17 protein-coding genes are annotated in these 18,956 nt (G+C 52.5%); 11 read left to right on the top strand and 6 right to left on the bottom strand.

The window, feature by feature from the left end; all coding sequences use genetic code 11:
* Nucleotides 1-63: 63 nt before the first annotated feature.
* Nucleotides 64-819 (bottom strand): coiled-coil domain-containing protein, encoded by a 756-nt coding sequence (locus tag ACZRMS_RS23745; protein WP_169990187.1) that lies wholly within the window; start codon nucleotides 817-819, stop codon nucleotides 64-66.
* 285 nt (nucleotides 820-1,104) lie between these two features.
* Nucleotides 1,105-1,383: a hypothetical protein gene (locus tag ACZRMS_RS23740; RefSeq protein ID WP_096143080.1), complete on the bottom strand. Its 279-nt coding sequence runs from the start codon at nucleotides 1,381-1,383 to the stop codon at nucleotides 1,105-1,107.
* Between the two features lie 1,068 nt (nucleotides 1,384-2,451).
* Here ACZRMS_RS23740 and ACZRMS_RS23735 point away from each other — a divergent pair.
* Nucleotides 2,452-2,640, top strand: coding sequence for a hypothetical protein (locus ACZRMS_RS23735; protein ID WP_096143081.1), 189 nt, complete (start codon nucleotides 2,452-2,454; stop codon nucleotides 2,638-2,640).
* 1,009 nt (nucleotides 2,641-3,649) lie between these two features.
* Here ACZRMS_RS23735 and ACZRMS_RS23730 read toward each other — a convergent pair.
* Genes ACZRMS_RS23730 through ACZRMS_RS23715 form a run of 4 tightly spaced genes read right to left on the bottom strand, consistent with a single transcriptional unit; the run spans nucleotide 3,650 to nucleotide 10,230 of the window.
* Nucleotides 3,650-6,736: an efflux RND transporter permease subunit gene (locus tag ACZRMS_RS23730; RefSeq protein WP_096143082.1), complete on the bottom strand. Its 3,087-nt coding sequence runs from the start codon at nucleotides 6,734-6,736 to the stop codon at nucleotides 3,650-3,652.
* Nucleotides 6,733-7,842, bottom strand: coding sequence for an efflux RND transporter periplasmic adaptor subunit (locus ACZRMS_RS23725; protein WP_143129371.1), 1,110 nt, complete (start codon nucleotides 7,840-7,842; stop codon nucleotides 6,733-6,735). Before ACZRMS_RS23725 ends, ACZRMS_RS23730 begins: the two co-directional genes overlap by 4 nt.
* Nucleotides 7,843-7,891: 49 nt before the next feature.
* On the bottom strand, nucleotides 7,892-8,725 hold the full coding sequence (locus ACZRMS_RS23720; RefSeq protein ID WP_096143084.1) for a MipA/OmpV family protein: 834 nt from the start codon (nucleotides 8,723-8,725) through the stop codon (nucleotides 7,892-7,894).
* Nucleotides 8,722-10,230, bottom strand: coding sequence for an efflux transporter outer membrane subunit (locus tag ACZRMS_RS23715; RefSeq protein ID WP_200583633.1), 1,509 nt, complete (start codon nucleotides 10,228-10,230; stop codon nucleotides 8,722-8,724). Before ACZRMS_RS23715 ends, ACZRMS_RS23720 begins: the two co-directional genes overlap by 4 nt.
* An 84-nt stretch (nucleotides 10,231-10,314) precedes the next feature.
* On the opposite strand from ACZRMS_RS23715, the gene ACZRMS_RS23710 reads away from it, so the two are divergent.
* The 10 genes from ACZRMS_RS23710 to ACZRMS_RS23665 all read left to right on the top strand — a co-directional run bounded on the left by ACZRMS_RS23710 (nucleotide 10,315) and on the right by ACZRMS_RS23665 (nucleotide 18,500).
* Nucleotides 10,315-11,016 carry a response regulator gene (locus ACZRMS_RS23710; RefSeq protein WP_463997320.1) on the top strand — a complete coding sequence of 234 codons (702 nt, stop codon included), beginning with the start codon at nucleotides 10,315-10,317 and terminating at the stop codon, nucleotides 11,014-11,016.
* A 56-nt stretch (nucleotides 11,017-11,072) separates the two neighbouring features.
* Nucleotides 11,073-12,194 (top strand): ATP-binding protein, encoded by a 1,122-nt coding sequence (locus ACZRMS_RS23705; protein WP_096143086.1) that lies wholly within the window; start codon nucleotides 11,073-11,075, stop codon nucleotides 12,192-12,194.
* A 450-nt stretch (nucleotides 12,195-12,644) separates the two neighbouring features.
* Entirely contained in the window at nucleotides 12,645-13,250 is a 606-nt protein-coding gene (locus ACZRMS_RS23700; protein ID WP_096143087.1) for a paraquat-inducible protein A, read from the top strand.
* The gene (locus tag ACZRMS_RS23695; protein ID WP_153332630.1) at nucleotides 13,247-13,867 is read left to right on the top strand and encodes a paraquat-inducible protein A; all 621 of its coding nucleotides are present in this window, start codon (nucleotides 13,247-13,249) and stop codon (nucleotides 13,865-13,867) included. Before ACZRMS_RS23700 ends, ACZRMS_RS23695 begins: the two co-directional genes overlap by 4 nt.
* On the top strand, nucleotides 13,860-15,551 hold the full coding sequence (locus ACZRMS_RS23690; protein WP_096143124.1) for a PqiB family protein: 1,692 nt from the start codon (nucleotides 13,860-13,862) through the stop codon (nucleotides 15,549-15,551). The genes ACZRMS_RS23695 and ACZRMS_RS23690 overlap by 8 nt, the downstream gene beginning before the upstream one ends.
* Nucleotides 15,548-16,183: a PqiC family protein gene (locus tag ACZRMS_RS23685; protein ID WP_096143088.1), complete on the top strand. Its 636-nt coding sequence runs from the start codon at nucleotides 15,548-15,550 to the stop codon at nucleotides 16,181-16,183. The genes ACZRMS_RS23690 and ACZRMS_RS23685 overlap by 4 nt, the downstream gene beginning before the upstream one ends.
* A 26-nt stretch (nucleotides 16,184-16,209) precedes the next feature.
* Entirely contained in the window at nucleotides 16,210-16,557 is a 348-nt protein-coding gene (locus ACZRMS_RS23680) for a DMT family transporter (protein ID WP_096143089.1), read from the top strand.
* Nucleotides 16,554-16,883, top strand: a complete 330-nt coding sequence (locus ACZRMS_RS23675; protein WP_096143090.1) for a DMT family transporter — start codon at nucleotides 16,554-16,556, stop codon at nucleotides 16,881-16,883. The genes ACZRMS_RS23680 and ACZRMS_RS23675 overlap by 4 nt, the downstream gene beginning before the upstream one ends.
* A 151-nt stretch (nucleotides 16,884-17,034) precedes the next feature.
* Nucleotides 17,035-17,547: an acyloxyacyl hydrolase gene (locus tag ACZRMS_RS23670; RefSeq protein WP_096143091.1), complete on the top strand. Its 513-nt coding sequence runs from the start codon at nucleotides 17,035-17,037 to the stop codon at nucleotides 17,545-17,547.
* 263 nt (nucleotides 17,548-17,810) lie between these two features.
* A complete protein-coding gene (locus ACZRMS_RS23665) occupies nucleotides 17,811-18,500 on the top strand; it encodes a DUF3313 family protein (protein ID WP_096143092.1) in 690 nt (229 codons plus the stop codon).
* The last annotated feature ends 456 nt before the right edge of the window (nucleotides 18,501-18,956 follow it).

Raw genomic sequence — 18,956 nt, 5'->3', positions numbered from 1 at the left:
GATTCAATACCAAAAAACACTGCCGGTCATTGCAATGCAACGTCGGTGATTGCGGTGCAACCCTCATCTTTTGGCTTGGGCGAGACTACGTTTTGCGGCCGCAAATTTCTCATCCAACGATCGCTTGCTCAGCCCTGGTACTCCGTCGTAATACGCGGTTATGGAGTCGACGATGGAAGCCTGGCTATCGAATATAGAGTGCTTTCTTCCTGTTGAGGACGATCCCAGTATGGTATTTACCAGCGCTCCAATTACATTCAGGTAGCTCGCTTTGCTTTGGTTACTGACCTGCTCTTTGTTTTCGGCAAGCACGCGCAGATTCTCGCGCTCCAGCCCAGCTGCTTTGAGCTCATCGATCAGCGTTTGGAGGTGTTTCTCGGTTGCCTTTAACTGCACCTGTAAGGCGTCCCGATCTGCTTGTAATATCAAGTAGGTGCTGTAATGGATCGCAACCTGATCGGCGGCAACTGGGCTGAAAAGGAAGGTGGGGCGCTGATCTGGATGGTAGTGAAACATCCACCGCTTTAAATCCGAATGCCTGACAGTCAGTAATTTAATATCGACGGGAGTACCTGGTGCAACCGTAGTTCCCAGAGCTCCGTAAGGTAGTTCGTGGTTTCGAATGGCATCCAGAATTTTTTCTGTGTTGATGTGCAAGCATGGCCATTGTGGAAAACCGTGGATAATTTGCCCTGGGCTGTCCCATGTTGACTCCAGAATCTGAGCCTCATGAGCAATAAGATCGCACCAGCGTATTGCTGCTTCGATGGGACTATAGAACAGCTTTTCAATCGAGCGGAAGCTATTGAGATCGTACATAGAGGTAGCCCTGTTATCAAAGGGCAGACCCGCTAGGTAACGTCTAAAGATCCAACATTTGATCTAGGCTTCCATGCGGTTGCTGTCCTATATTCCCTGATAAGTCACAATTTCTGTCGTCCTGATGCGTTTTTTCAGGCGGTATGTGAGGGGTGGCTATTCTAAGAATGCCGAGCCGTTCCCCTCACAGGACGGTTAGGACATCGCAAAACAAAACTAAGGATGGACACGATATCGCAACTATTTTTACCTCTCAGCTGTCTCTCCTGCTGGCTGGAGCCCTCATCAACTCCATCCACCGTCATAACTATTTTCGAGGCGCTGATGCAGGTGCCGGCCTTGTTCAACGTCCAATATTTCGGAGACCATCAGACCACACAGGAACCCTCGCATTTGATGATATGTGTTCACCGCTCCCGCATGATTGAGGGCCTTCCAGCGATATGCTTCGACCTGAGGTCGTAAAAGGGGCAGCTCTTCTCTATCGTCCACCAACTGGCACAAGTCATCAAAAAACTGGTTGGCGGCCGCGATGGCGGCGATGACTTGTAGGGACTCATACATAAATCGACCTCCTTCCCGTTGCTACCTGCCTGGAACGGAAAACTGACGATAATGCGGACCTCGCCATCTATGTAGCTTAGAGCGCAGCCGTGATCTGCAGCTGCGTATCACTATCACCACTATGCGTTTCTGACATCGCTTTATCTCCGTGCCCAAGGCCTTTTTTTTGGATGGTAGACGGGTATGCATCGTTAGGTCTCACATTCGTTTTAGAAGATACGCGCTTCCTGCTAACAACTGACTTAAACGAACCCGCTCGCTTGATGTACTGCCTAGCATGGCTAGTGAGTGGCCCGTAGACGGTACTGGCGTTCAATGGGGGTTAGGTGAAGATCCTTCTTCTGATAGGTGCTAGCTAGGTCATGAAATCTACGATCCAGCACTAAAGTTGCCGACAGGGCTTGGCAGCCCAGGCCTAAGGCGACAACTGCAGGAGAAAAACGCCATAGCCCCAAAGGAGAAAATGTCTATGGCGGACGGCCACTTGCCTAATAAATAGGATTACTCCTATTTATTAGGCAAGTGGCCGCTAAAACGGTTTTTTACTACTTGTGCCTCTAGCTTGTCATCTATTTATCAAGATTGTATGAAGAGTCTATCAATTTCTTATCAATGGCCGGATATTCAGAGACTTAGATGATGAGTGGTCGATCAATCTGTAGTGATATTCAAATGCGACCCTTTGGCAGATAAGACTTGGACTACTGATCGCTGGCCGTTATGTCTGCACTTAGTTGCTTGACACGGACTGGGACCTTAAGCATGTACCCCAGTCTCATTAGGCGAAATCTATATTCGAATAGCGTGGAGGCTATCCACAGCTCTCTGAGCCTGAGAGCTGTTGCTCCAGCGCAGCCATTCGCCATGCCGCCGCAACAGTTATTAGTACGGCTGCTTCGGTCTATTTTTGATATATCATTATGAATCAATTGGTTGGAGTGTTTTTTGGCGAGAACAGTATTTTTTTTATAAAAATTGACGTCTTAACGAAAAATTCACAATAACTCGACCGTTTATTAATGGGCTCGGCCTAATTTGAGAGGCCATGATAATAAAAAAGGTGCTGTGATGGCCCAAACGTCCACGTTCGAGCGCTCGCTTATCCTCAGCAAGCTTGAATTGTATGCCGAGCGGCTTGCTGAGCTAGCGTTCAATCTTAAACGCTCAGGCCATCCCCATGATGCCGTGAAGCTTATGGTCGAGGTGGAGCAGTTGATCAACGTAATAGATCGCCTAAAGGCAATAGATATTGATTAATCTGTGATTAGCGCCCGGTTTTGAGCTCATCGTTCTGAGCAAGGTGAACATCCTAGGTCTCGCTGGATAGGCCTTTTTGTCGCAGAGGCCCGCCATCAGGTCGGAGATAGACAAGTCAACGTGCATCGGATCCGAATGCAGCGGGTAATCCACACTCAGTATCTCGACTCCGCGAATTGATCGGCATCGGCCTGATCCAGCCCTGGAGCGATGTGGGGAGTTGTAGGACACACTGTAGCTGTTTAAGCTCTACACTTACTTGGTCAGGCTTCGGGCCTTAGCAGGGCGTACCAGCGTGAGTCACTCTAACCCGCGTTCGCAGGAACTGTGCGCAGAATGCTTTAGCAAGGCACTAAATATACGGCGGCCCTATTATTCAAAGAACACATGCGCTGTTGTTGGTCTTCCGGTTGCGAAGTGGCTGTAGCTGGCGGGTGTAAGGCTTCCTCTGCTTGAAGTCTATTCTGCTGTAGCTGAGTGGCCGCAAGCTTTTGTCTCAGCGGTTGTAGGGCTCTAGGACTGTTAGGCGAAATCTTCTCCAATTCGGCATCAGTTTCCAAAACAGATGGCCGAAAAATCCCCATGGTGACCAATTGCCGATCCTGCTCAAGCGTGCTCATGGGTTTGCGAGCGAGAGTGTCAGAGTTGTTACGGCGCATCCGCCCTAAATGCCCACGGCAGACAAAACCATCACGAATTTTCTTGTGGTGCTCATGTGATTTCTCCCTTCACAGTCTTTGCCCAATGGAACGCAACGCTACGACAGAGGGGAAAGCTCGTCTAGCGCCGCTCATGCAGTTCAATCTGCGCTGAAGTGGCGTGAAGAGCGTCCGATCGGTTGCAATAGCGCCGGCGTTTCGTCGGAGCATTACTTCCAATGGTAATCATCCGTACTCTCGCTCAAGGCTGGGCCCGTCGGCGAGACATCGGTCACATCGAAAAATGGTTGCGACCGACGCCCGGTATCGCCCAGCGCCGGGAAGGCGTCCTCAGTCGGACGCTTCCATGTCTAAACGTGCTGTTCTTTCTCCTTGTTGGTGATCCGCTCCCCGATGGCGCCCGCGAAAAGCAGGTCATACAACACTGGGATCAACCCTAATGTAACTAAGGTGCCGAGTGCCAAACCACCAATTAGCGTGATCGCCATGCCTGTCCACAAAGGGCCGGCAAACATCATCAACGGGATCAGTCCGACAATGCAGGTCAGTTTGGTCATCAAGATAGGCCTTAGCCGTTCTACTGCTGCCGTCAGGACAGCATCGTGACGGGATTGGCCTTCGGCGACACCCACCTCGATTCGCTCAAGCAGCAGCACCGCGTTATTCACAATGATCCCTGCCAAGGACAGCAATCCAAATGTGGCCATAAATCCAAACGGATAGCCGGTCACCACCAATGCCAGCGCGGCGCCAATCAGTACAAATGGGATACTGGCAACGATGATCAGCAGTTTTCGGAACGAGTTGAATTGCCAGACGAACAGTAACAACATCGACAATACGGCAACTGGCATATATTGCACTAACGACTCATTGGCCTCAGCGGACTCCTCCATCTCCCCGCCGATTTCCATATGATACCCAGGTGGAAGTTTAAACTCTGCCACCTTAGGTGCAATCTGCGCGACTAGGGTCGCCGCCGTCAGTTCGGGATTACGGCCTGAGATGGTAATGGTCCGGTTTAAGTTCCGACGCTGAATCGCAGAGGGCTCCGAACTGAGTGTCACCTGCGCTACAGCCGCCAGCGGAACCGGCGAGCCGTTCGCTTGCGGGTAGATCAATGTGCTACCCACGTCTTCAGCTTGGTCACGCTCAGTCATCGACCCACGCAGCATGATAGGCACTGTCGTGTCATCGTCATGGATCTGAGACACCTGTGCGCCTGAGTATCGAGTCTGTAACGCTTGAGCGACATCGGCGCTAGTCACGCCAGCGCGTCGGGCGCGCACCTGGTCAACCACCACTTCGTAACGTGAGATTCGAGCATCCCAATCGTCCTGCACGTTGACCGTGCCTGGCAGACCATGCAAAGCCTTAGCTATATGGTCGGCCGCTGCACGTAATACGGTCTCGTCCGGTCCGCTGATACGATAGACCGCTTTTCCAGACTCGGTGGTGCCCAGCGAAAATCGTTTTGGCTCAGCACGCACTTGCGGGTACGCCTCAAGCATATGGTTGCGCACACGAGCGATCACCGCATCCATGTCGCTGCCTTGGCGCACACTGATGGTGAAGTAGCCGGCGTTCGTCGCAGGCAGCGGTGGATTTAATCCCAGTACGATGCGTGGGCCACCGTCTGAGACGTAGCCGATGCTGTCGACAATTTCTGGATTTTCCTGGTCATTCGCTAGCCAGTTGCTGATGTCCTTGACGGTCTGCAGTGTCTGACGAGAATCGGTACCCGGTTCTAGCGTCAATGGCATCTGAAATTGCAGCCGATCTGATTCAGGCAAAAAACTGTAGGGGAGGGACGCGAGTACCGCAACGGCTCCAGTCAGCATAACCAGCATCACGGCAATGAACATCAGTTTATGGAGCATAAGCGCTTGGATAACGCGTCGATAGCCCCGATACAGTTTTGAATCGTAGGCTGCCTGATTATTGTCTGCTGGGGCGTGAGCTTTGGCAAAGTAAAGGCATAACAAGGGTGTCACCGTCAGGCTCAATACCCACGACCCCAGCAGCGTTACAGCGAGCACTATCGGAAGTGATCTCAAGTACTCATTTGTGCTGGTCTGCCCTAGGAAAAAAGGTGAAAACGCCAACACAATAACCAAAGATGAAGTCAATAGGGGAATCGCTAGCGTACGCCCTGCCTCTATGCAAGCAGAGCGACGTTCCTCTCCGGCCTGAAGACGTCGTTCGATGTCTTCGGCAATCACAATGCCATTATCCACCAGAAGTCCCAGGGCGATGATGATCGCTGCGATGGACACCGTTTGCAGTTCGACCTTCAGCGCGCTCATGACAATTAATGACCCGAGAATGGTTAGCGGCACGATTGCCCCCACCACAAGCCCGGTGCGCCAGCCCAGAAACAACATCACCACAGCCATCACGATAATGACCGTCTCGGCCATCACGCTATTCATCTTGCCCATTTCACGCTGAACCACGTCGGCCTGGAAGGTCACGACGTGTTGGGAAAAACCGGCCGGTAGTTGTTTGGCGATTTCGTTCAATCGTTGGCGTAATTGGAGGCCGAAAGCTGCGATGTTCTGGCCGGATGCCATCGAAACGGCAAGTACGACGGCCGGTTGCCCCTCATAAATTGCCGCCGTTTCCGGCGGATCGGCTGGCATCAAACGAACGTCTGCCAATTCACCCAACGCCACAACTGTTGTGTCATTGCCCCTCGGTGCGGAGATCAGAAAGCGACGCAGGTCGTCCTGAGTTCGCATCTCACCGGTAGTCATCACGGTGAAAGCTGATCCGGAAACAGAGGGCAGTCCTCCAGGCGTCACAACGTTTTGAGTACGCAGTTGCTCCAGTACAGCATTGGGACTCAGCCCGAGGCCAGCCAGGCGCTGGCGGTCAAATTCCAGGTAGATGCGTTCTTCTTGCAAGCCGTATATAGAGACACGTTCAACGCCTGGCAATGCGTAGAGCTGCTCACGAGTATTTTTAAGTTGCTCGCGTATTTCGCTCATGCTGAAGCCGGGCGCGGTAACTGCGACGGACGCCACGGCCACGCGGCCGAAATCATCATCAACAAACGGCCCCAGGCTGCCCTGCGGGTACCCTGCAGCTGCCTCGTTCGCCTTAGCGCGTACACGCTGCCATAGCGCACTAAGGTCTTTGACCTGGTCGTAGGCAGTGATCTGAATCATCGCGCTTCCGGGGCGCACGGTTGTGATGATCTTTTTGATGCCCGCCAGTTCACGTAACTTTTCTTCGGTCGGTCTGGCGAGCAAATTTTCTATGCGCTCTGCCGGCATACCCGGAAAATAAATTGCAACGAGCGCGTCACGAATGGTGATCGTTGGCTCTTCTTGGGAGGGAAACCGCAGAAACGTCAATACCCCGCCTATCAAAATTAGCAGTGCGGTAAATAAGGTCAGCCGGCTCGCGCCGAGTGCGCTTCGAGTCAGGTTCATAAGGCTTTGTCTCGGCCAATGTGTGTGGCGGGTTGATACAGACGTACCGCCTGACCATCAACCAGGAATGCAGCGCCTGCGACCACGACGGTTTCGCCGACGGCAATGCCGTCATGTACGAGTATTCGACCGTTTTCCACCGTTTCGGGGGTGATCTCGCGACGGCTGACCTTGCCAGTGCCTGCGTCGTACACAAAGACACTTGCTTGTTTGCTATTTGTTTGCGGGATAAGTGCTGTCACCGGCACAGAAGGCGCACGCGCTTGCGTTATTGGCAACGTAATTAGCACCGTCTCGCCGCTGCGCAGTTCGCTGCTTGGTTCGACTGGACGGAATATGGCTTGAACCAGCGCGCCATTCTCCAGGCGGCTGGACAGGCTTTCCAATCGGATGGAGATGGCGTGCGCAGGGTTTGCGTTTGTATAGGCCGATGCGACATCTCCTGGCTTGAGTGTAGTGACCAACGCCGCAGGAAGCATGCCGACGACTTCAGCCTTCTCGGCGCCCTCAATCTGAAGCACGCTTTGTCCTGCTGTCACATCTACGAAAGGTTGAACTGAACGAGCGACGATGCGTCCATTAAATGGCGACACAATGGCGCTGGTGCGCACGGCTCGACTGGCCAGCGCTTCTGTAGCCTTTGCGCTGTCCAACTGCTCTTTGGCACTCAGGTAGGCTGCGCGAGCAGCGGCGAGGGTCGCGGGTGAGATCACCCGATCATCAAACAATGCTTGTTGCTGGCGGAAATTCAGCTCTCGTTCGGCTTTTTGCGCGTTGGCGGCGCTCACGTCCGCACGCGCCTGTTGTAGTTTGAGTTGTGCAGGCTCTGGATCAAGCCGTGCAAGTGTTTGTCCGCGCCGAACCGTATCGCCGACATCCACGGCAATGGAGGCTATACGGCCTGAACCTTCAAAGCTCAGATCAGCGCGTTGTTCAATCCGAATCCTGCCCGTGATAGGAAGGCGATTGCCCTGGCTATCACGTACGGTTTCAACCTTCACCGAACGGGGTGGGGTTTGTGGGGGCGGCGTTGAACTGCCGCATCCCGCAATTAGACTTAACATCATTAGTAACGGTACAAAAGGCGCGCGAGGGGCATGGATCACGACATGTATTCCCGATGTTTGATAGTTAAGCGACCGCCGTCTAGCGGGGTCAGAACGTATAACTGATGGAGGTAACGGCGCTCAGTGCGCCTTTGCGTTCGATCAGAGGGCTGTCCTCAACTTTTCCGCCCAATTCCGATGCGGTTACCAGCACATACGTTGACCAGTTTTCGTCAAATTTATGAGTCCAGTTCGCGTTCAGAGAGTACTGATTCAGGCCGCCTCCAGGGGTAAATGAGGTAAACCTCGATTGCTGAGATTGCTGACCAGTTACGCCGAAGTAGGCCTGGTTGTAGCGATGATCAGCAGCTCGGACGTCAAGCCCAAGCACAATGATGTCTCTTGACTGGTTCAATACCGTCGCTTCGAGCCCGGCGCGATAGCGTGTGCCCCTTTCTCCGCCATCCAGCGCAAATTCAGCTTCGCCATTGACCGAGAGCCACGGCGTCAATTGCTGACTTAGATACAGAATACTGGTGGCTGTGCTGTCGACCTCGCCCATGCCTGAGAGTCGGTTAGCCCCAGGTCTGAAGTCGCTATTGCGATCATCCCTGCCAGCGTCGTAGAAAAATGACTGACTGATGTAGAAGCCGGAAGGCGACTGCCATTGCAAGCCTAGCCCTCGATAGGTATCAACAAAAAAAATGCCACGGCTTAGCGAGAGAACCGGAACCGGTACACTCCGGTAATCCTTTGAGCCCATGTAGCGGGGCCCACCAGCAACACCGACACCGACGCTGGCTTGAGTTTCGCCCCCAAAGATGCTGTCGGTGATTGCAGCTGTTTCAGCCTGCGCCTGAAGAGCCAGCGGCAAGGACATCACCGAACCGTAGAACACTTGGGCAACAGAGCGTCGTAATGCGTATGCAGAAAGTTTTTTCATGATTTTTTTCCTAACGTTGCTGGAGCGTTCATGCTTACGCCATAGAAGGCGTGGAAAAGGGCGATACGATTGAGGGCTAAGTCCCGTTGCGCGAAAATACCGTCGATGCGGGTTCGGTGGAGCCGCAGGCGTGCCGACAACAGCCGCGGTTGGTCCTCCCATCCTGCGTCGAAGCGCGCAGTCGCTCGCCGAACACGTTCATCCTCTATGATCCCCAGTCCACGCTCGCTGCGCACTCGTTCAATCAGCGCGTTGCGGGCTGTGAGCACATCGGATACTTCTCGGAACGCTGATTGCACGGTTCTTTCGTAGTCGGCCACAGCCGCCTGTTTACGTAGCTGTGCCAGATCGAGATTGGCGCTGTTACGGCCATGATTGAAAATGGGCAGCGTGATTTGAGGAATGAAGGTCCAAACGCGGCCACCTGCATCGAATAGGTTTCCCAGACCATCGCTGGCAGTACCCAATGAGGTACTCAACGTAACTGATGGAAAGAACGCGGCTCTGGCTGCGCCGATGTCAGCATTGGAGGCCCGTAGCTGCTCCTCTGCCTGAAGGATGTCGGGACGTTCAAGCAGTACCTCAGAGGGCAAAGAATTCAACCAGTCGAGCGACTCATTCGGGTTGGCCAATTCTTCGACCTTGCCCGCAGGGGACGCGCCGGCGTAGCCAGTCAGCAACTGCAGCGCATTTCGTGCGGCAGCCGCGTCGGTTTGAGCCTGCTGCATGGTTGTGTGTGAGTGTTCGGTGTCGCTGCGTTGCAGGTTCACTTCATCTTCAGATAATGTCCCAACGTCTTGTTGGCGTTTGGCCAGATTGAGCAGGGTCAGCGTATCGAGATATGCGTTTTGCAGTTGTTGCGCTTGAGCCGCTGCTGCGCGGTCAATGACATAGGCACGTAGAACTTCTGAAATCAGAGCACCGCGAAACGCGCGTTGTCCTTGAGCACTGGCCAGATACCGATGCCTGGATGCGTCGGAAAGACTGCGAACCCTGCCAAAGAAATCCAGCTCGAAATCCGATGTACCAATGGTCGCAGCACTCAATTTCTGTCCGTAGCGAGCGTCGAGGCTGGGATCATTGAATTTCTGCCGGAAGCGTTGGACTGAGGCGTTCACGCTGGGTAACTGCTGTGCACGATCAATTCGATTTAGCGCGCGTGCTTGTTCGACCTGGAGCGTTGCGACTTTAAAGTCACGATTGTTAGCCAAAGCACGTTCGACGAGCGGGACAAGATCATCGCTTGTCGAAAACGCCGTAAGAAAAAGGTGTTCCTGGGGAGAGAGCGGCTCCGATCGTCCTTCCGGAACCTTCGAAGTGGGAACAGTCGAGCTGTCAAATCGTGCTGGAATCGGTGCTTCAGGTCGCTGGTACGTTGGTGCCAGTGAACAAGCAGATAGACTGATGACTACAGGGAGCAGCACCCCGAATACCAGTATCACACTGCGTCGGAAGAAACCGGTCTGATTCTCTGTTGGTAAGAAAGTAGCCATCAACTCAACCATTCGCTGTTATCTTGGAGTGAGATGGTGGCAGCAGACTTTCAAGAATCGTTGCGGAAATTATCAAGGTTTTATTAAGAGGCTCGTATGGTAGGTAAAAGAATACTGGTGGTTGAGGATGACGCCTTGAGTGCAAGTACGCTTGAGGCCTACCTTCGCCGAGACGGTTTTGAAGTGGCTATTGCTGAGGACGGTCTTCGGGGTGTTGAAATGCACTCACGCTGGAAACCGGATCTGGTGTTGCTGGATGTCATGCTGCCCAAGTTGAGCGGCACGGAAGTTCTTTCCGCTATTCGCCGTTTGGGTGACACGCCGGTCATTATGGTGACCGCAATCGGTGATGAGCCTGATAAGTTAGGTGCACTTCGCTATGGGGCGGATGACTACATAGTCAAGCCTTACAACCCGAAAGAAGTTATCGCCAGAGTGGTCGCTGTGCTGCGCCGAACAGACTCCAGTCGTCTTATATCAAAAGATCAACTACGCGATGGTGCGCTGTTGGTGGATCTTCAAACATTTACCGCGCATGTTGAAGGTCCGGAGCAGGGCAGTGTTGTGTTGGACCTTACGCCTACGGAATTTAATATATTGGCGACGTTGCTGAGAGCTCCCTTCAAAGCATTTACCCGTGGTGAACTGTTGGAGGCGTGCTTACCAGAGAGCGGAGCTTTAGATCGAGTCATCGACGCGCATATCCATAATCTTCGTCGCAAGCTGGAGACCAATGGTGTCGCCAATGTTTTGGTTACCGTGCGGGCCGTCGGCTACCGGTTCCGGGGGGCGCAGTGAAATTACCGTTTTCGCGTAAACATCGCTCGACACTCTGGTACTGGGTCTGCTTGCGGATGAGTGCGCTCGCACTAGGTGTCATCTTCAGTATCGCCTTTGGAATGTGGCTACGATTTGCAATTTGGGATTACAGCACGACCCAGCAGATCCCCGCGACGATACGACCCGAACTCGAGGAGCTTCGCGCAGATCCGCATCACAATGAGGCTCGCTTATGGGAGCTATTCCAACGTTATTACGATGTACGTGACTTTCTCCCCGGTATCGCGAGCCGTGATTGGCTGTGGCTTGCCTCATTCATCATGATCTCAATTCCCGTGGTTATTTTAGGCGGGTTATTAGCCTCTCGCCCTCTGTCTCGGCAGTTTTCAGATGTGGCCCGTGCCGCTCGAAGGGTAGCGCAGGGCGATTTTTCGGTACGTGCGCCGAGCGTCCCAGGTGCCCCTGCCGAGATTATAAAACTGGCGAAAGACTTCAATAGAATGACTGCCAAGCTCGAGCAATACGAGCGTGAGATCCGGGTATCCAGTGCCGTACTTGCCCACGAGTTAAGGACACCTCTTAATGCAGCGGCAGGGCGTGTGCAAGGCATGCTGGATGAGGTCTTTCCCAGTGATCCGCAACAGTTGATGCTTGTCAAGGGCCAACTTGATCAGTTGAATCGGCTGGTGGGTGACCTGCATCTATTGTCTCTAGCCCGCGCGGGTCAGCTAGCGATGGAGAAAAGTCTATTTTCGGTGAGTTCGCTGGTGTCGGAGCGACTTGAGTGGGCATCACCTCAACTTGCTGTGGCTAATGTCATCACCCAGGTCGATGTTGGGCCTGAGTTAATGTTGCTGGCTGACAGAGATCGGCTTGGCCAAGTCCTTTCCATTTTGATCGATAATTTGATCCGCTACGCCGCACAGGGTCAGTGCTTAGAAATAAAGGTCAGTCAATGTGAAAGTGCGCTTCACCTGATTGTTGCCGATCGGGGACCTGGGGTGGAGGATGACCAGTTGACGCGTATATTCGACCGTTTCTGGCGAGCGGAAAGTTCTCGCGCCCGTCCTTTGGGAGGGACTGGGTTGGGCTTGTCAATTGCTTCCGCTATTTGTGACGCTCACGGCGGTTCTATCAGCGCATACAACCGTGAAGGGGGTGGGCTAGCCATTCGCATGTCAATTCCCTATGGCTGATTCAGGAGGAAGAGCATGTCGCTTGCTCACTGCTTGGATCAGCGATTAATCAAGCAACAGCAATGTGCCAATAGCATGCTTGAGATTGCCTAACCTTCCTGCTCGGTGAATTATTGAGGCTGTGACGAGTATAAGCGCGGCTCTCGAGTGCGTCCTGACAGCGCTGAAGGTGGGTAGCAGGATTCTCGGTCCTTGGCCGGCAAAGCGTACTCGAAGCGACGAAATCAGGATCCGATTAACGTCCGAATAGCATCTTGATCAAATCTTGATATTTTCCAAATCGTTTATTGAAAAACAGCGTGTAGCCTTGTTCCGAATGCTTAATGGTGTGCCGGCGTGGTTTATGTTGGTGTGCACTTTTTATTCAAGTCAGTGAGCATGTCTAAGTCCGCTTTCTGCGCTTGCGTATTAATCGAACTGACTGCCGGAACAACGTTTAGGAACACTCTTATGCATCAGTGTGATGACTGGATTATCTGTGAGCACTGCGATTCAGTCTTCGAATCCTTGCCGCTGAAGCCAGGTCAGACATCCATTTGCACGCGTTGCGATGGTGTGCTCCAGCAAGGTTCAGCGCTGACGATTGAGCAGTTGTTTGCAATCTCGATAGCCAGCGCGCTTTTGTTCGTATTTGCTAATGTTTTTCCCGTAATCGATATAAGTTTTCAGGGTGCGGGTAATCAAGCAACATTGTGGTCATCCGTATGGGCGCTTGCACGAGGAGATATTACGCCAATTGCCTTCGTAGCAGGTGTATGCATCATACTAGCCCCAGGGCTGCAAATTGGTCTCTTGTGCTGGTTACTTGGATTTGCCTACCAGGGTAGGCGTGCACCGGGGTTTAAGGGGTGTATGCGGCTTTTAGTGAAGTTGAAGCCCTGGAGCATGCTGGAAGTATGTCTGCTCGGTATTTTGGTCGCCATCATTAAACTAAGCGGGCTGTTAGATGTGCGCCCAGGTATGGGTCTGGTTGCATTAGTATTACTCTGTATTGTGAGCATCATTGTCACCAGCAAAAGTATGCAACGGCTATGGGATGAGGCAAAGGACGTATGACGATTCAACGTCCGCCAATTGCTTCAGAGTTGCAACTGGTTCTCTGTCACACCTGTAAGAAGGCAAGTTCCAGTGATGCATTAATTTGTTCGCGCTGTGGCGCGACATTGCATAGACGCAAACCCAATAGCCTTGTTAGAACCTGGTCACTTCTTATAACGGGCTTGCTATGTTATGTGCCCGCCAATTTGTTGCCGGTGATGCGCACCGATATTGTCGGTAATGGCCGCGAGAGTACGATCATGAGTGGTGTGCTCGAACTTTGGAAGGGCGGGGCATGGGACATCGCGGCGCTCATTTTTATAGCCAGCGTTGTAGTGCCCTGTATGAAGTTTCTGATTATGTTCGTGTTACTCATGAGCACCCAACGACGTAGCCGATGGCGCACCTTGGAGCGCGCTCGTCTCTATCGCGTCGTAGAGCGCATTGGCTACTGGTCGATGCTTGACGTGCTGGTCGTCGCTTTGCTTGCCGCACTGGTGCAGTTTCAAATGCTGAGCAATATCGAGCCACGAATTGGGATTGTTTTTTTCGGCCTTGTCGTGGTCTTCACCATGATGGCCTCTATGAGTTTCGATCCCCGTCTTATCTGGGATGCTGAGGTTGAAGATGTCTGATCAATTTAATGTCAAAACTCAACGAAAGCCTGAAGCGCCGGGTGTAAAGGATCGAAGTAAGGGGGTCTCGTTGGTTTGGTTACTACCCATAGTGGCGGCATTAATTGGCTTATCGATGGCGGCGCACAGCATCCTGTCAAAGGGGCCTGAAATAAAAGTGACCTTTCTCAGTGCTGAAGGCTTGGTTGCTGGAAAAACACAGGTCAAATACAAAAATGTTGTAATTGGGCAAGTCTCCGACATTACCTTGAGCGACGATCGTGACCACGCGGTGGCAACTATTCAGTTAGACCAAGCCGCCAAGGCGTTTACGGCTCAGGATTCACGTTTTTGGGTGGTTCGCCCTCGAATCGGCGCGCAAGGTATTTCAGGCGTGGATACGCTTTTGTCTGGCGCCTTCATCGGAGCTGACCCTGGCGAGTCCCATGACACTAGAATCGTTTTTAAGGGTTTGGAAAGTCCACCGCCAATTACCTATGGACAGAAAGGCAAGCGCTATACATTGAGTGCAGATGACCTTGGCTCATTGGATGTTGGTTCGCCTGTCTATTACCGTCGCATCGAAGTTGGACAGGTCGTTTCATATCAGTTATCCGCCGACGGTAAGGGCGTAGAAATCGAAATTTTCGTGACTGCTCCGAATGATGCCTTTATCACCACAGGCACTCGTTTCTGGAACGCCAGCGGTGTGGACGTCAGCTTTGGAGCGGATGGGCTGAAGGTTAATACTCAGTCAGTCGCCTCGATCGTGTCGGGCGGCATTGCGTTTATGGAGCCGCCCTATGGGAATGATGCGAAGGCAGCAGACGAGCGCGGCGCGTTTCCACTCTTTAAAGATCAGGCGACAGCTTTGGCACCGCCTGATGGTGAACCGTTTTTCATTCGTATGCATTTTGATCAGTCAATGCGCGGCTTGGCGATCAATGCCCCGGTGGAGTTTCTAGGGGTAAATATCGGCAAGGTGGTGTCAACCGATTTGGACTTCAACCGTTCGACTAATAACTTTGCAGTCGTGGTCGGTGCGGTCATTTATCCCCAGCGCTTGGGCCAGGCCTATGAACAAATACTGACAGCCTATGATGCTGGTCATGATGAAGATGGTAAAAAATCAGCCCAGCTGATATCGATCTTTGTCAAAGAGGGGCTGCGCGCTCAGGTCAAAACGGCAAACTTGCTGACGGGGCAGCTTTATGTCTCTTTTGATTTCGTCCCTCATGCCCAACCTGTACCTTTTAACCTTGCGGCCAGACCTATGGAAATGCCTACGATCCCCGGGAGTTTAGACAAGTTGCAGGATCAGGTGCAGCGGATTGTGGAAAAATTGAGCAAAATTCCGGTCGAACGTATTGCGGATAACCTCAATGCCAACTTGGTCGAAATGCGTAAGACGTTGCAGCAAGTTAACGGGCAAGTCCTTCCGCAAATGCGGGATGCTTTGGGGCAGACTCAAAAGACACTGTCGGTAGTCAATGAAAGTTTTGCTGAAGACTCACCACAGCGCCAGCAATTTGGCCAAGTCATGGATGAAGTCCAGCGTTCCGCTCGATCAGTGCGCGTACTCAGTGATCTTTTGAGCCGACACCCCGAAGCGCTGATTCGCGGCAGAGTAAAGGAAGGCGAACCCGATAGCTTTCGTTCGAGTACGTCTGCCTCATCAGCTCAACCGGCGGAGTCTTCCAAGTGAACATACGTTTCTGTTGGTTCGCGGCGTTTCTGGTATTGGCCGCTTGCAGTTCTGCGCCCACTCGCTATTACACCTTGCTTCCTGCTACAGATTCCGCCAACGCCAACGCCGCCGTGCCATTTCAATATTCACTTACGACGGTCAATGTACCCGTTCAGGTTGATCAGCCTCAGATCGTTGTTCGTCAAGGTGAGAGCAGTATGCGGATACTTGAAACGGAGCACTGGGCCGCGCCCTTGGCAGATGAGGTGAGAGTGGCGTTAAGTCATGAGTTAAGGCTGCAAATGGGCCGCGTCGACGGGGCAGGGCTTGCGCGCGAGCCTGGCTTGCCCCATGTTTCTCTCCAGGTTGACGTACGCCGTTTTGAGTCGGTCCCGGGTCGTTACTCATTGGTTGAGGCCGCCTGGAGCCTAAGACGCACTGGCATTGATGGTGCTCATCGAAGCCTGACCTGCGGCTCGGTGATTCGTCGGGGCGCCGGTACTGGAATAGAGGCCTTAGTGCTGGCTCACCAACGAATAGTTAAAGAACTCGGCAGTCGTATCGTGGGTACGGCGACGCATTGGATGGCGGACTCGAATGCTGGTTGTCAAATCAATGCCTCTCTAGCAGCTCTGGCTGGGGCAGACTAATACTTAGGCACTTAAGAGGAAACCTAATGAAAAAGTGGATTTGGCTTTTCGCAGCCATAGGGCTCGAAGTCGTGGCGACGCTCTCACTTCGAGCCGCTATGGATAACCCTCAATGGTTCGTTGTCGTCGTCTGCGGGTACGTGGGCGCCTTCGTATCGCTATCGATGGTTCTACGTAAGGGCATGGCTATTGGAGTGGCCTACGGCATTTGGGCGGCTTGTGGCGTTGCGCTTACAGCGGTAATGGCACACGTTATTTTCGATGATTCCCTGAGTTGGATCATGGGCCTGGGGATCGCTTGCATCATTGCGGGCGTATGGTTGGTCGAAATAGGCGCAGGTGCGGCGCATGGGAAAATGGAGCAGACACGATGAGTTGGGTCTATTTGATCGGCGCGATTTTGTTTGAAGTCTGCGGAACACTGTCCATGCGTGCTTCGGATGGTTTTCGCCGCAAAATCTGGATTTTGCCCGTCGCGGCATCCTATCTGATTGCCTTTTCGTTGCTGAGCTTAACCCTCGCTGAGGGGGTGAGTATTGGGGTGGCCTACGGAGTCTGGTCTGCAAGCGGCGTGGCGCTGACGGCAATTGTTGCAAAGCTACTTTTCAAGGATCCACTGACGAAGCTAATGGGGTTAGGGATTATCTTCATCGTCGGCGGAGTGTTGTTAATCGAACTCGGAGCGCAGCACGCCAGCTGATTGATCTGCAAAAGCTGTTAGTTCATCTCGTGGGGAGTGTCATGGAGCGGGATTGCTCCCCTAAGGCCGCTTGTTAGAGTCATTCCTATTTTCTAACAGTTGGGCCTTTCGCAACGCTCACTCATAATGTTGATTACGAGCAGGTATTTATATGAAAAAAATCATCTTGGGTGCTCTTGCACTCTTACCCTTATCTTTTGGCGCTCAAGCGATTGAGTTTTCTTCTGCCATTGGATCGACCAGTCAGGGTGGCCTAACCGCTCGAGCAGGCGTGGGGATGGCTTGGGATAAGTCGTGGTTCCAAAGCTCGACGGGTAAGCTGACGGGGTATTGGGACTACGGGTATACCTATTGGGAGTCTGGCAAAAAAGCCGGCGCGCGACATTCGCTCTCTTTTGCTCCCGTTTTTGTCTACGAGTTTGGCGCTTCATATGTTAAGCCCTTCATAGAGTTGGGCGTGGGAGTTGCGGTTTTTTCCGGCGGCAGTGCCGGTGACAGAGAGCTTGGATCCGCTTTCAATTTCGAGGACCGGTTAGGCGCAGGATTGAAGATAGGGGACACACAGCGAGTGGGTGCCCGGGTTATTCATTACTCAAACGCAGGTATCAAAGAGCCGAATGACGGAATTGAATCATTTTCACTTTTTTATAGTCACGCTTTTTAGCGATAGGCATCGGCGGCAATCATTTTTGAGTTTTCTTTTTGATATTGGAAAGTAAGGGCGTAATTTGATCTGATGTTCTTCCGCGTCATCGTCCACTTGATTTAACTATTCTTGTCGGATGACTCTTCTATGTTCAACTGCTCAGAAAATTTCTGAGTTTAATATAGTTGACTTCATCATGAAAGGCCGTCACTGACGTTATTGACTAATCAAAGTTAGCCCTAGCATGGGCACTCCCATGCGTGCAAAAGGAAGCGAAGATTATGCTGGTGTCTGGAATGAAGTTTTTTAATAGGACAATTTTTGTGCCGCCAAGCCGCCCTTCGATGGCAGCCTGTCAGTTGCGGTTTAGTGTTGTGTTAGCGGTCGTCATTGGCAGCATAAGTGGGTGTGCATCGCATACCCCAGTTAGGTCTGATCAGGCGCAGTCCTATCAGGGGTTGGTGTCAAGCGGGGAAAATGTCATGTCGATCCCTCCCCAACCTGGGGACTTTGGCCGATATAGGTTTGCGATAATTGAGCCGGTTCTGATTTCTCCAGCCGTATCAGAAGAAATTTCCCCTGACGTAGGCGCAGAAGTTCTCGGTGTGTTGCAGGACAAGCTCAATAGTGAAATGCAGAAACAGTTCTACCTGTCAGGCGGGGAGGGGGTTACTGAACCTATCCTACATGTCAAAGTACGCATTACGCGTATCACGGAAGCCTCTCCGGTGCTGAACACGCTCACCTCCCTCGCTATTGGTCCATTACTCAACGGCGCTTTAGCTGTTGAGTTGGAAGCAGTGGATGGGGTGACCGGCCAGCAGAAGGCGATGCTGCTGTGGGCAGACTCAGGTGGAATAAAAGAGTTTTTCGGCAATTACAGTCGAAGTTCACACGCGTTGACACTTGCTGCTAGATTTTCCGTAGAAGCAACGCAGTTTTTGTCTCCGTTGGGCAGACCCTTGCAATAAATGCCCGGCCCTCTATCGGAGGTATGAGGTAACGGGCGCGAGAGAGGCTGTATGGTGTGGTATTGATCAGCTGCTTGCGCCGCCTAGTTGGCGTTCGTTGCGCTCCAGTGTGTATATCTGCTTCGATTATAAGCGCTGGCCTTCGTCTTGCGCTCGGGTGTCAAGCCGCCCGATAGAGGATGGGGTGAACAGAAGACTCAAGTGCCATTCTTCGATGTACATGTTCATTCGTTTACCTGCATTACGCAGATGCCGCTCTGCCGGCTCGCCTACCTTCGCTGAGTATCGAGCTTGAATCGCCAAAAAATTGCATGGCGTTCGTTTTGTACGTCCTCGACAAGCTCATGGTAGTTTGTGGCATTGTTGCTTCGTGCCTCGCGTATAAGACGACGGACACTATGATCCAGATACTCATTCAGCGCTTTAAAGTGGGGGGGCGCTGCAAAGATGGCCTGG

The sequence above is a fragment of the Pseudomonas sp. B424 genome, from assembly GCF_055408345.1.
The sequence above is the reverse complement of the archived record's forward strand: the minus strand, read 5'-3'. Positions and strand labels throughout refer to the sequence as shown.

Coding starts and splice junctions, on each gene's coding strand:
- ACZRMS_RS23745 (WP_169990187.1), bottom strand. CDS start 819: ATGTACGATCTCAATAGCTTCCGCTCGATTGAAAAGCTGTTCTATAGT.
- ACZRMS_RS23740 (WP_096143080.1), bottom strand. CDS start 1,383: ATGTATGAGTCCCTACAAGTCATCGCCGCCATCGCGGCCGCCAACCAG.
- ACZRMS_RS23735 (WP_096143081.1), top strand. CDS start 2,452: ATGGCCCAAACGTCCACGTTCGAGCGCTCGCTTATCCTCAGCAAGCTT.
- ACZRMS_RS23730 (WP_096143082.1), bottom strand. CDS start 6,736: ATGAACCTGACTCGAAGCGCACTCGGCGCGAGCCGGCTGACCTTATTT.
- ACZRMS_RS23720 (WP_096143084.1), bottom strand. CDS start 8,725: ATGAAAAAACTTTCTGCATACGCATTACGACGCTCTGTTGCCCAAGTG.
- ACZRMS_RS23715 (WP_200583633.1), bottom strand. CDS start 10,230: ATGGTTGAGTTGATGGCTACTTTCTTACCAACAGAGAATCAGACCGGT.
- ACZRMS_RS23710 (WP_463997320.1), top strand. CDS start 10,315: ATGGTAGGTAAAAGAATACTGGTGGTTGAGGATGACGCCTTGAGTGCA.
- ACZRMS_RS23705 (WP_096143086.1), top strand. CDS start 11,073: ATGAGTGCGCTCGCACTAGGTGTCATCTTCAGTATCGCCTTTGGAATG.
- ACZRMS_RS23700 (WP_096143087.1), top strand. CDS start 12,645: ATGCATCAGTGTGATGACTGGATTATCTGTGAGCACTGCGATTCAGTC.
- ACZRMS_RS23695 (WP_153332630.1), top strand. CDS start 13,247: ATGACGATTCAACGTCCGCCAATTGCTTCAGAGTTGCAACTGGTTCTC.
- ACZRMS_RS23690 (WP_096143124.1), top strand. CDS start 13,860: ATGTCTGATCAATTTAATGTCAAAACTCAACGAAAGCCTGAAGCGCCG.
- ACZRMS_RS23680 (WP_096143089.1), top strand. CDS start 16,210: ATGAAAAAGTGGATTTGGCTTTTCGCAGCCATAGGGCTCGAAGTCGTG.
- ACZRMS_RS23675 (WP_096143090.1), top strand. CDS start 16,554: ATGAGTTGGGTCTATTTGATCGGCGCGATTTTGTTTGAAGTCTGCGGA.
- ACZRMS_RS23670 (WP_096143091.1), top strand. CDS start 17,035: ATGAAAAAAATCATCTTGGGTGCTCTTGCACTCTTACCCTTATCTTTT.
- ACZRMS_RS23665 (WP_096143092.1), top strand. CDS start 17,811: ATGCTGGTGTCTGGAATGAAGTTTTTTAATAGGACAATTTTTGTGCCG.